The sequence below is a fragment of the Arthrobacter psychrochitiniphilus genome (assembly GCF_003185915.1).
GTDB lineage: Bacteria > Actinomycetota > Actinomycetes > Actinomycetales > Micrococcaceae > Specibacter > Specibacter psychrochitiniphilus.
Window position 1 is genome coordinate 18459 of the sequence record NZ_QHLZ01000020.1, and the last position, 12602, is coordinate 31060.

7 protein-coding genes are annotated in these 12602 nt (G+C 55.7%); 3 read left to right on the forward strand and 4 right to left on the reverse strand.

Annotation, left to right across the window (positions count from 1 at the left end; genetic code table 11):
• The first annotated feature begins 86 nt into the window (after positions 1 to 86).
• Entirely contained in the window at positions 87 to 2420 is a 2334-nt protein-coding gene (locus CVS29_RS17890; RefSeq protein WP_146213130.1) for a choice-of-anchor L domain-containing protein, read from the forward strand.
• A gap of 285 nt (positions 2421 to 2705) precedes the next feature.
• On the opposite strand, the gene CVS29_RS17895 is transcribed toward CVS29_RS17890, so the two are convergent.
• The gene (locus CVS29_RS17895; protein WP_110107955.1) at positions 2706 to 3290 is read right to left on the reverse strand and encodes a recombinase family protein; all 585 of its coding nucleotides are present in this window, start codon (positions 3288 to 3290) and stop codon (positions 2706 to 2708) included.
• A gap of 678 nt (positions 3291 to 3968) precedes the next feature.
• Positions 3969 to 4856 (reverse strand): Ltp family lipoprotein, encoded by an 888-nt coding sequence (locus tag CVS29_RS19035; RefSeq protein ID WP_245932330.1) that lies wholly within the window; start codon positions 4854 to 4856, stop codon positions 3969 to 3971.
• 497 nt (positions 4857 to 5353) lie between these two features.
• On the opposite strand from CVS29_RS19035, the gene CVS29_RS17905 reads away from it, so the two are divergent.
• The gene (locus CVS29_RS17905) at positions 5354 to 7702 is read left to right on the forward strand and encodes a hypothetical protein (protein WP_110107956.1); all 2349 of its coding nucleotides are present in this window, start codon (positions 5354 to 5356) and stop codon (positions 7700 to 7702) included.
• A 105-nt stretch (positions 7703 to 7807) separates the two neighbouring features.
• Here CVS29_RS17905 and CVS29_RS17910 read toward each other — a convergent pair whose 3' ends face one another.
• The gene (locus tag CVS29_RS17910; RefSeq protein WP_146213131.1) at positions 7808 to 8665 is read right to left on the reverse strand and encodes a hypothetical protein; all 858 of its coding nucleotides are present in this window, start codon (positions 8663 to 8665) and stop codon (positions 7808 to 7810) included.
• Entirely contained in the window at positions 8646 to 8924 is a 279-nt protein-coding gene (locus CVS29_RS17915; RefSeq protein ID WP_110107958.1) for a helicase-related protein, read from the reverse strand. Before CVS29_RS17915 ends, CVS29_RS17910 begins: the two co-directional genes overlap by 20 nt.
• A 149-nt stretch (positions 8925 to 9073) precedes the next feature.
• Between CVS29_RS17915 and CVS29_RS17920 the strand changes: the two genes are divergently transcribed.
• Positions 9074 to 12268: a hypothetical protein gene (locus CVS29_RS17920; protein ID WP_110107959.1), complete on the forward strand. Its 3195-nt coding sequence runs from the start codon at positions 9074 to 9076 to the stop codon at positions 12266 to 12268.
• Positions 12269 to 12602 lie beyond the last annotated feature (334 nt).

Consider the following 12602-nt stretch of genomic DNA (forward strand, 5'->3'; position numbering starts at 1 on the left):
TTGCCTTCCGGTTCTTTGCTAGGCTACACCCCATGTGCGCTATGTCACTTTGAAGGCATGGCCCAATTACTTTGGGGGAAAGAACTATGGCTAAACCATATGCACTAACGATGAAAGGGGCGGCAGCGTTGTGTGCTGCCGGGTTGATTGCGGCATACGCGGGCCTGGCAATGGCACCGGCAGCCAGCGCGGCCGATGCCCCGTCGCTGGCATCGGCATTGGGAGTGTCTTCCCCTGAGCTGGTCTCAGCCAGTAGCACCGGTGATACCGGTGCTAGCTCCATAGTGACTGACAAATTCGGTATCTTCCCCACAGCCGGGAATTCTTACGCCATCCTGTCCACAGGAAAAGCAGACGAAGTCCTTGGTGGGGCACCAAGTGATTTCATTTCAACCAATCTTGGCAACGGTGGCGGTGTGGACGGGAATGATCTCACCTCACTGACCTTAGATTTGTTGCCGCCCACCGATGCGAAGTGCATGGCCTTTGATTTCCAGTTCCTCTCGGAGGAATACCCGGAATTTGTCGGCTCCAGCTTCAATGACATCTTCACAGCAGAACAAAATGAGTCGAAGTTCTTCATGGAGAACGACCAAGTCGTCGCCCCCAATAACTTTGCCTATGACAGCAAAGGCAACTTCGTTTCCGTCAACACCGTCTTCGGCTTTACCGACGCCACCGGCACGCGCATGGATGGCACCACACCGCCTCTGGTCGCCGTCACCCCACTGGAACGCGATGTCGAAACCGGAAAAGTTAAGTTGATCCTCACCATCCAGGACATTGGCGATTCTATCTATGACTCCGCGGTGCTGGTCGATAATTTGCGTTGGCTCTACGGGTCCAACTGCGACCGCTCCGTGTCGTCCCTTGTCGACAGCGATGGGGACGGTCTGCCCGACGTGTGGGAGACAGAGGGGATTGATTACGACGGTGATGGTATCGCCGAAGTGAACCTGTCCGCCATGGGTGCAGACCCCCAGCGCGCAGACATCTTCATCCAGGTTGACTGGATGGAAAAGAAGCCCAGCTGCGTCTGGTTCATTTGCTGGGGTGGGAAGTCTTTCGAACCCCAACAGGCGGCACTGAATGACGTGGTCAAGGCCTTTGCAGCGGCCCCCTTCACCAACCCTAACGGCAGCACAGGGATCACCGCGCACATCAGCTCCGGAAGCGCAGTGCCTTGGACCGAACACATACTGACAGCTTCCAACGCTGGCTACGACTGGACAGGTTTCGAGGGCATCAAAAACTCAAGCTTCGACAACCTCAAACGCGATGTCTTCCACTACGCCCTCTATGCAGACACCCTTTTGAAAGACAACGGATCGTCCGGCATATCGCGTGGCCTCCCGGGAGCCGACTTCATCCTCACCGACGGTCACAAGAGCTGGGAAGGGGGTTTCAGCCGGATCCAGGAACGCGGGACTTTCATGCACGAGCTCGGGCATAACCTAAGTCTCATGCATGGCGGACCAGACCACACCACATACGCTGAAAACCCAAGCTTTCTCAGCGTCATGAACTACAGCTACCAGCTCACTGGTATTGGCGGGGCTGCCACGCTGGACTACTCACGCGGGGAACCCTATGCAGACTGGGCGCACCTGGTATTCAATGGCGGATCGATCGGTGACTTGGGTGACAGCGCACCCGTTTTGATCACCGAGCCCATGGAGGAAATGACCGCCGAAGACTATGTACCCCTACAGGGTGATGGTGCTTTCATCTTTGATGGACCCAGCGTTTTAGCCACCTCAACCAAAGGACAATTTCTTTTCGCCACCATCAACAACCCTGCACCTGCTGCCACGGAGTACCTCCTGTCAGCATCCACTACCGAGGGCACCCTCATCGGAAAGACCACCGTCGTCGTCCCCGGCGGAGGGCAATTCCAAGTAAAAGTGCCCGTGGATAGCGCTGCGCTGACCGCCACAGGAACACTGAAGATAAATATCGAACTAACGTCCAACACGTTGAAAGACTTGGTGGCCCAGCAGGGAACGACCGTGGAGGTTGTTGATTTGACCGATCCCAAGGTACTAGCAGACGGCAAAGCAGCCCTAGCCGAACTATCCTCTAGCCAGCATGACATCAATGGCGCAGTGCTGACATCAATAAAAACCCTATTTGATGGCCCGCAGGATCAAATTCCCTCCCCAACCCCTAGCCCGACACCTACAGACTCACCGAGCCCTAGCCCGACACATACAGACTCACCGAGCCCAACAACGTCACAAGCATCCGGCGAGGCAACTCCTTCAACAGTTTCGTCTGTCGTTGCACAAGGTAACCACCAAAAGAATGAACTCTCCTCCACCGGGGCCAGCTCCATCCCGATCATGATCGGTGGGACTCTACTTCTCGTTATAGGTGCTGGGACCGTCATCTTGGTCCGACGGAAGCATGGTTACCACTAACCCTGCGGTATAAGGGTCAGCAAGCTGGCCCTTCATGCACTCAATGGGCTGTGACGGCAGGATAATACCTGCCATCACAGCCCATTTCCTTGCCTACCAGAGTATGGAGGGGCCGGTCACATCGAGGCACTTAAAGCCTTGAACCGGCGCTACTGCGTCAACTCCCTAGCCCATCTGACCCGAAGAAGGCATCCTCAGGGATCTCCGCTATAAAGGTAAAAGATTAGAAACCGAGTCCTGAGTTCTCGTCAGCCGGATAGGGCGCACCGCCACTAGCTTCATCCATCAGCTCACCTCGGCGTACTTACCGCTGCCGTTCAGTGCCGCGTATAGTGTCTGCCGCGAGACGTCCAGATCCCTTGCCACTTTAGCTTTGGGCACGCCCTCGGCAATCCGCTCCCGCGCCAGCTCAACCTGCTCTGCCGAAAGTTTTGGGACCCGGTCGTAAACGCCTTTCCGCTTGGCAATGACAATGCCCTCGGCTTGGCGTTCTCGGATGGTCTTGCGCTCCAACTGCGCGATGGCAGCCAAGACCGTGAGCATGAACTCCCCCTGAGGCGTGTCAGTGTTCAGGGCCGGGTTGTCAATGAACTCCAAGGCAACGCCCTTGGTCTTGAGTTCCTCAACGAGAGCGAGAAGGTCCGTCGTGGACCGCGCCAGCCGGTCTGGCGACTTCACCCGGACTGTATCCCCGTCACGGACGTAAATGAGCATCTGCTGGAGCTGGACCCGATCGTCCCTGTTCTTGCCGCTGACCTTCTCGGAAAACAGCCTGTCCACAGCACCTAGTGCTTCGAGCTGTCGCGCCTCGTTCTGATCGGCAGCACTCACCCGCACGTAGCCCACGACCTGCCCCTTATGTCCAGCCACTATTAAGACCCTCCATCATTTATGTCTAACCATAGTCGAACCAGACCCTGATGGACGTCACTTTATCGCGGTTCTTAACTGTTCGCTCGGGTACACCCTGATGAACGCAACTCAGCCCCTGCCAGGCTCTCGGAGATTGGTGAACAAGCGAAAAACTCTATGGCAGCAACCAATCCAACCGCTGAACAGCTATGGAATTCGAACCGAAACTGCTTGACGAGACGGCTGGCCAGAAAAGTCTCGCAGAATTAGCAGTGAAATCTATTGCTGCAGGTCAGAGCATGGTAAGAGCTCAAAACCCTTGGTCAGTTATCAACGCTTATGATCCCCGCTGTCATCGCTATCCACAGTTTTGAGATATCAAAAGCCATTCTTGGCCCTCGTTGCCGCTGCAGGAGCAGGACAATGCGGGGTACTGAAGAGGTGGCAGTTGTCGCCCAATTTAATGAGTTTCTAATGAGTCGGTTACATCCAATTTCCGTTTTAGAAGGATGAGTTATCCTCCCAAATTATTCAACGACGCATCGGAGACTTCTGAGCCTTCATTAGAATCAAAAGGGTGCTAACCCGCTATCCCGGAACGAGAAAATAATGGCCTAGACACCTCAATTTTCCTACTACGGAGCACCTTTAACCGCTTTAAAGCTCAGCACACACCACCCTCATGAAACCTCTGGGCTAAAGACCTGTCTGACTTACACCGTACTCTGCTTGCTCTGAGGTGAAGCCCTCATAAGCTAACTGGTCAATCAGCCCGGCGCGTGAGAAGGAAGAATATTCGAGGTAGCTTTTGGCCGCTTTGGCAGCCTGCTTATTCCAGTCGACCGTCACGCGGTCTACAGCCCAAGTAGCGTCCTCGGCCGAGTATTTCTCGTACTCCAATTGCGATATCAGACTGGTGCGCGAAAAGGCAGAGTAATCGAGGTAGCTATGGGCGGCTCGCAGTGCGTTCTGCTGGCTCAACGTCCCGGCCTCAGCTTCGGCTTTTGCACTGGCTTCTACTTCGGCTTTGCCGCTAGCCTCAGCGTCAGCTTTGGCGCTAGCCTCAGCGTCAGCGTCGGCTTTGGCGCTGGCTTCAGCGTCGGCCGTGGCCTTAGCTTCGGCAGCGGCGGACTCCTTTATTAAAGGTCCGCAAATGGCTATAATCTGGCTACCCGCAGCCTTGAATGGTTCCGCCACGAGGTTGAACGACTCGTCTGCCTCGTATGCGTCTTCAAGATCGTTGAACGGTTCCTGCATAACGGTCAGAGGGGCGCGAAGCTGCTCCGATGCCGTATCAGCCACCCTCTTAAGCGCAGCGGCCTGGGTCGCCGCCTGAGCGACTGTCTCGTCGCTTAGTTCGGAGAGATCAGTGAGAAACTGAGCGGATTCCGATATTAGCTCACGGCCAGTGCCGAGAAGGGATTGACAGGATACAGCGTCAGACACTTCAACGGCAGGTCGAGACGTTTGGGACGCCGAAGTGGGCGATATTGGTTGATGGCCGCTTTTGTTCGCACTGTCGAGCGAAGGTGCCGAGCAGCCGACAAGCAGCAGTGCACAGGTAAAAAGGGCAATCTTCTTCATCAACAGTCCCCGCATGGTTAGAATTAAGTCACTCAACACCGTTCGGTGATGCCGTGATCATATGGTAGTTCAGTTAGCACGAAAGTATGATTACTTCCGCGGGTATCCTGTTTCAGGACTTTCATGGCTCTTCCAACTTGGGAGTGTAGTGTCGGTCTAAATCCGCCGGATTCCAGGAGCGATCTGACAACGTAGTTTGTGAGATTCCGGAAGCCGAGGGCTGAGCCACGGAGGTGTTCCAGGCATCCGCTGATCGCTTATGCCGATGTTTGGGTTATACCAACCACGCGGAGGAGTGGCTTATTCGAGGCCTATTGGGCCGGGCTCCAGAGAAACTTGAGGTGTATTACTGATGTGAGACGTTACTGAAAGGATTGCTCCTATGTCTTCTCATCCAACATATTCCGATGAATACGGGACCAAGAACGCATGAACATACTGACTTCGGCTCATACACACGTTTTCGTAGACTGCAATAGCTCAGTCACACTTAGGAAATGACAGACATTCCCGCCGACGAACCCATGTACATTCGGCTGCTCGAACAGGAGTTGGCGGCGCTCCATGAGCTCACCGGCAAGGCTGAATCGCTTGAGGAAACTCAAAAGATCACCACTCACCACCGTGACATGGCGGTCCAAAAAGTTCGAGGCATCATTGCAGGACTTGATGCTTTTGATGCTGTGGGGAACTTGCTCTTGGCGTCGTTGCCTGTAGACAACGACGCGTACGTGGAGAGCCAGCATGAATCGTTGTCGAGCGTCCCTGAACTTGCCGCGTTGCTATTTGCCGAGCAACAGCCCCGAGAAGTGGGCCAAGCAACGCAGACGTCAGGCCACCATCTCGCCGAATTACACGACAATTTGCAAGCTCTGCTGCGCCTTGAGTCAAGACGGCTTCACATCGAACTGAGAATCGATGACGACAAATTTGCTGCTGAACACTACGTCTCGGGTGGCAACGTCCCTTCGCGGATCGAATCACGAATGCGCCTTTCAACAGTGGCGACCGAGCTCTACGTCCGTAACCGCCAGTACCCGGATAAGGAACGAGCACTAATCTCCGATCTATTCTCACCACCTGGCATCGATTCGGCGCTCCGAGAAATAGTCGGGTACGGCGTGGACGATGCCCTCCAGCTTTTCGACTCAACCGCGAGCCGACTTCATCATAGGCTCCGCGGTTCGTATTCAGCAGCAAGCTCCTTCCTCGAAGAACAGCTACAGGTGAACGATGACGTCCGATCTGTCATAGAAAAGAGTGGCAAAGAGGAGGCGGAAGCCATGAACCAACTCATCCACGTAGCGGCGTTTCAGGACCTCGCAAATTTTGGGTCATTCTCAGCTCAGGAGTTGGCCAACGAGAGCATCATGGACCTTGCCCTCGTGGAAAAGATCCTGACTGATTTTTCTTTTGACATAGATGCTCAGTCCGAAAACGTCGTTTCAGCGTTTCTTGCCGGAGATAACCTTGTGAAAAGAAAACCTTTCGCGAGCCGAAGAGTTGACGGAGAAAGGCGCTGGCTTCTCATCCAACCGACGTCATTTCTATACGGGATCAGACCTGCACTCGAGGACGCGCTCAACCGCAGCGCGTCAGCAAACCGCTACACCGATCACCGTGGAAGCCTTCTCGAATCAAAGGGGCTTGCCGAATTGGTCAAGCTACTTAATCCTGATGTCGCTTACCAGTCTGTCTACTATCAAGGTCGCGAAGGCAACCAACAGTTCGAGGGAGACGGCCTTCTGCTCATTGACCGCTTCGCGCTCATCGTTGAGATGAAGAGCAAGCCACGTTCCCCTGCGTTCCTCACCGGGAACCCGGGCAGGATGTTCCTCGACCTCAAGCAGATCGTCTTGGCGGCCAATAGGCAGGCAAACCGATTGGGTTCACTGCTCGATGATGGGCAGCCATTCAGCCTGCAGAAGGCGACTCCCCTCGATGGCAAGGGGCTGCCGCTCCCCCGGCAGCAGAACGTCGAGATCCCCGTCGTCGCTGGGCGAGAAATTCTGACGATCGTCCTTTCTCTCGACGATCTGAACGCAGTGTCGACTGTGGTCGAGGAACTGAACCGCAGCGGACTGCTGGAGAACCCCGGCAACCCACCCTGGATCACCAACCAGCATGACCTGGAAATAATTGGCGAAGTGATCGATCGCCCGTCCGAATTCATCCATTACCTTCTGCGACGCCGCGAGGCGAATATCGCCGGTTCATTTCGCGCTACGGAAGAACTTGACTACTTCATGATGTATCTCACCCGGGGACTTTATTCAGATTCCAACGAGACCGGCATAACCGTACTTCCAAGCCTGACGGATGAATTGAATGCCTGGTATGAATTCACCCGAGGAGATCGAACGAACGAATCAGCCAAGCCGCGACAGCCCATCCCAATGCGGCTAGCCAGTCTCCTCAACTCCCTGAACGACCACCGCCCATACGGCTGGCTATCGGTCAGCGTCGATTTACTCGATCTGGACGGGGAACTTCGAAACGAGATTGCGGACATTCCGATGAGTCTTCGCAACGCGACTCGAGCTGACGGGCAAGAACATGCCAAGTTCGTCGGGTTTGGAGTCAATAGCCCAGGTAAGCGGCGGGGAATTCTGTTCCTCAGCTTTCCTCCTAGAATATCTCGGGACTCCGCCATCCGGGATATCAACCGTCGCTTGAGGCTACGCAAACACGCCCACCGCCTCGACTATTTAGCCGTAGTCAGCTTTGGGCAACGAACTGCGCCGTTCGACATTTTCGCCTTCAATGACTCCGTGTGGGAGCCCAACGCCGAACTAGATGAACTCTGCAGAAAGGCCGGCTACAAACTTATCGATCCAACACCATGACCACCGAACCCCACTGTCTCAGACCCATAGCAGGATGTGAATGTCGCCTTCGCTTTCGCGGTGTTTCACCCGCATGGGGATCCACTAGCTTCGCGAGACCGGGAGCTAGTGGATCCGACGCAGAGCAGGCACCGGATGTTCTTCGTTGACCTGTGCCTTGGTTTGCTGAAGTCTTACTAGCGCCTTCCGGGTAAGGGCCTCGGCAACGGACGCGGTCGAAACCAGCCACTCTATATTCGCAGAGACTTCACCCCGAGATTTGTCTCCTCCCGGTTCCGTCTGCACGAACGTGTGAGCGACTCTCCCTCGGATGAACGACGGATGGGTGAGGCCGCTCGTAAATCGCCAAGCTGCTACTAAAAGGGACGCTCTTGCAGCGGGTAATGCGGGAGCAGCGGCTTCCACGACCACTTGCCATCCAGGCATCTTCTGGACGTATTCCATATCTTCGATGTCGTTCGCGCGCGCTATCTCTTTCATCCAGATCCAGAGACGCCTGGAATCCTTCGCGTGCGCACGTTGCATCTCTTGCTGCTGGCTTGGCGATTGCCCTGACGCGACGGCATGAATGAATGCTTTCTCGAACACTAGCTCGGCGTGCGCAGCCTGCAGCCTGTGTACCACCCGCTCTCGCCTTGTTGTCGGCGATGTCATCCAAATGGCCATACTCGCGGACTCAATCGCTGCGCGTGCCAGAGGGTGTGTCGCCGCGATAGGGATCTGCAGGCCAGTCTCCATCGTCACGAGGTCCGCGATGCCTTGGCACATATCTATCGCCTGAACGAGGCAGTATTGAGCGTGCTGGCCGATTGTTAGCGGCCACGTTGCCGCGTCGTCGGCAGCCCGGATCGATGCCGGGAGCGCGACCGATTCGTACACCCGGTCGTACGCCGCCTGAAGACTATTTATACGCCCCACTAGGTACCCCAGTTCAGCTTCCCACTCAATGTCGTCCATGATCACGAACAACATCCTCGCACCTCATACCTTCATTCATAGAAAATCGTTTCCGGCAGTGAGTCTGTCTACTGCACAGCGTGGCGTTGCGGACGTCAACCCCCACTTCAATGACAGTGGTTGCCACGGGGACGTTGATCTCCCCGGCGGCGAAGGACACCATGTTGGATTGCTTGTCTGCCGAGTCCAGCCGGCCATGCTGCACGGCAATGTGCAGCGCGCCCAACACGGGCAAGGTTTGCAGGCAGGCCAGCACGGCAAGCACCCGTTACCTTTTTAGTAGCCCCTAATTGAGTAAAAATTGGGGTTAATTGGCCTGTCGGTCCGGTATGGTTCTTGCCCCCAGCCATTGATAATCGTCGTTCAGGGCCTCGAGATTCTACTTCTGACGACGCTATCGATAGAGTCACCACCATGAGTCTCACTTCCCTATTAAACGACCCACAGTCCCCCGTGCGCGTGTATCTGGATGGCATCTCTCCGCTCCTTGAAGCCTCTAGTGGACAGGGCCAGGGTTCTCGTGCCGCAGCTGGTGCATTGGGGCTGTTGAAGTTGTCACGAAGCGAAATGTTGTCCCCACCTTTCCCCGATGTGAACGCCTCTCTAGTCGGTACAGCTTTTGATTTTCGTGCACGGATTGAGCTTGGTGGTTTTGACCCCCGCAGTTCTGTGGCGGCGGCTGGCGTCGCTCACCTTCCAGACGTTATCCCCTTAATTCGGAATGGTGAGCATCGGGCAAAAATTCTGACGGAAGCCTTCGGTATCGCCACCGCGCTCTTAGAAGAACCATCCAGCGAATCGGACTTGGACCGAGCCTCCGTTCTCCTGGCATTCTGCGAACACGTCGCACGAGTGGGCGCAACAGCATTCGAGGGCGCTCTAGGAGTCTCGTGCGACGCAGCTCCCGCCGGGGATGTATTCGCCGCTCAGATCGATCCGCTCGTGCTGGCAGATATCAAATCATTGCTGTTCCACAATGAAGATCAGCTCGAGGCATGGAAAAACCAATTCGCCAACGGCGAGAACTACGAACCAAACCCCAAATTCGCTGGCTCAGCACTCGTGGGCGGCGCCGACGCAGACTGGATCATCGGCAATTCCTTGATCGATTGCAAAGTCACGCAGCACCCGACGATACCCAGACTGCGCGAGTTCATCCGTCAGCTCCTCGGCTACGTGATGCTGGATTCTGATGACAGCCTGAGTCTTCGTCATGTAGGTATCTGGCTCCCACGTCAGAGAAAGACCTATATGTGGAGCCTCACACAGCTTCTTGGCGGCAATCCTGATGAGTTGTTACCTTCGCTCAGACAGGGGTTCGTCAAAGCGGCCGGCGGGAATCAACTCGCACGCCACGAATCCGTGTCGACGGCTCGCAAGCAACAGCTAATCGCAGACAACCCATACACCCCTTACGAGATGCTGGAAGAACTCGCACGCAGTGAAGATATCGGCCTCAGGTGGCGCGTGGCCCGTAACCCAATAGCTCCTGAGCCGACCGTTCGCACGCTCGCGCGAGACAAGCAGGTGCGGGTGCGTGAATCAGTCGCCAAGAATCCGGCAGTGCCGCTAGACGTACTTGAGACCCTAGCGAAAGACCGCAGCGTAGTTGTTCGCAGAGCCATAGCAGAGCACCCTCGAGCCCCGCTGCCAGTGCGGAAAGCTCTATCGAAAGACCCAAATGATGAGGTGAAGTGGTCAGCCCGAGCCAACAAAGGTGTGGCTGACGCAAAAGAGGAAAGAGGCCAAAATGAGCTCGAGTCTCAACAAACCGCACCACAGTATGGTGTCCAGATCCGCCAAGACCGCGACGAATCAGCACTTGATTCTCGCTGGTTTCAAGATTTCCTCAATCACATAGCTGGCATGCCCAGCCTTCCAATCCCCAGCGCAAGCCAGGAATGGGCTTGGATGCTAAAGCGGCCTGTTGGGAATGCAGACTGGATCCAGGCAGGCCTCTCTGACGAAGTTCTAGCCGACCTTTTCAAGGAAGACCGCCCCTCGTGGGTCCGCCAGAGCATATCCAGGTCACTGCCCGTCACGGACACGGATACGCGTGCAGCGCTTCTGGACGATCCCGATCCCGAGGTGCGATGGCAAACGCTGAAGCGCACCACAGATATCCTCGACAAGTCTCTGAGCGCATTGCTCTCCGACCTCGCAGCTGACCCGAAAGCCCTGTTGAAGTTCCGTACCCAAGGGATGAGTCCTAGGGATCCGTGGAGACGTACTCCCACTGAATACAAAAATGAGACGCTATCCTTCATAGCTGGTCATCCCGCGACACCACAGTCCGCACTACTGCCACTGATTTCAAGCACCTCAACAGCGATGCTCGAACAATTGATCGAGAATCCCGCTCTTGGGGATGATGGCCGCACGGCTCTCATCCAGAAGTTACAGACCCATAAATCGGCCGAAAAGCGCCTTCTACTTACTTCTGCATCGTCCATACCAGAAACAGTTTTGACCGATCTCGCCTCAGACGCCCAAGTCAAAGTGCGAATTGCTGTTGCTGACCACCCAGCAGTGCCACGTACTGCGCTTACTCAACTAGCAACTGATTCAAAGCGCCCAGTTCGTATTGCAGTCTTGGAGAACACGTCCGTCCCCAGTGACATCGCGACCTCTCTAGCCGAAGCAATGCTTCTCGACGAAGTGGACGTGAACGTGCTTGAGGTTCTCAACGTCATTAACTTCCGGGAGGACCTTGACGTGCCTGAACGGCTGGTCGAAAAGGCGCTGGATCGCCTTTCGAAGAGCTCCGTGCGGGAACCAAACATTCGGCTACTCGTAGCAAACGACACTAGGAACAGCGAGCAAACGCTAGCGAACTTGGCTGAGAATGAGGAGCTTAGTATCCGTCACTCGGTCGCCAGAAATCCTCGAACCCCCGCCAGAGTTCTGGAGAAGCTCGCGAAAGATCTCGAACCGAACGTACGGGCGATGGTAGCCCTTAACCCACATTCTCCGGTTCCTGTCCTTATGGACCTTTCTCTGGATGAGGCGGACCAAGTTCGAGATCGCGTAGCTGAGAACTCCCGTCTTCCTCCCAGCACCCTCCACTGCCTGCCCCCTGAAACACCGTCAAGCGCGCCACTGAATTTCGCAAAGACCGCGGATGCTCAGGTAGACCTCGTCCGTGAGTCGGAGTCGGAACTGGAGCGCCGCTCCCACCAGAAGCGCCCGGATCGCGCTGCCCTGCTAGAGATGATCGCAAGCACGTCTGCCGATACCCGGAAGCGAGTGGCCTTCTACCCCGAAGCCGACGCAGACATGCTTGTGATGCTTGGAGGAGACCGGCGCAGCTCAAAAGTTCGCTGCGCTGTGGCCGCGAACCCGGACGCGCCAGCCGCGCTGCTACGCTCATTGGCCGACGATAAGATCGAGGAAGTTCAGCACGCCGTGGCATTCAATGGCGGAGCACCCGCAGATCTACTTATCGATCTGGCCGGTCGAAGTATCGATTTGGCAATCCTCGTGGCGATGAACCCTGACACCCCGGAGGATATTCTTGTCGCACTTACACAGGACGGCAGCCCGCTCGTTCGATTTGTCGCCGAAGGCACTCTGGATGCCCGTGCTGATCGAGTAAATCAAGAATCCTAACCACTGATTCTTGACGCACTCTGTCTGACTTGTAACTTCTCTTGGCGCGGCCCAACCGCACGAAAGATACTTTTCACGCAGAGGCTCAAGGGGAGGGCCATACGAGCAGTGCAATCAACCCCTAAATCGCCCATCCACCAGGCGTCGCCGTCACGGTATGAAACTTGGAGTATCCGGCGTCTCAGCAGAGTCCTAACCATTCGTGGCATTCGTCAAGTTGCCGTGTAACAATATCCTGAGGTGTGTCAAGGATCTGGGACGTTGATACTGGTATTAGGTGTTCTGCCGGGCATGACCCTATGTGAGACTGACGGCTCCAGGCGGGGTTTGTCTT

Coding starts and splice junctions, on each gene's coding strand:
- CVS29_RS19035 (WP_245932330.1), bottom strand. CDS start 4,856: ATGAAGAAGATTGCCCTTTTTACCTGTGCACTGCTGCTTGTCGGCTGC.
- CVS29_RS17920 (WP_110107959.1), top strand. CDS start 9,074: ATGAGTCTCACTTCCCTATTAAACGACCCACAGTCCCCCGTGCGCGTG.
- CVS29_RS17890 (WP_146213130.1), top strand. CDS start 87: ATGGCTAAACCATATGCACTAACGATGAAAGGGGCGGCAGCGTTGTGT.
- CVS29_RS17905 (WP_110107956.1), top strand. CDS start 5,354: ATGACAGACATTCCCGCCGACGAACCCATGTACATTCGGCTGCTCGAA.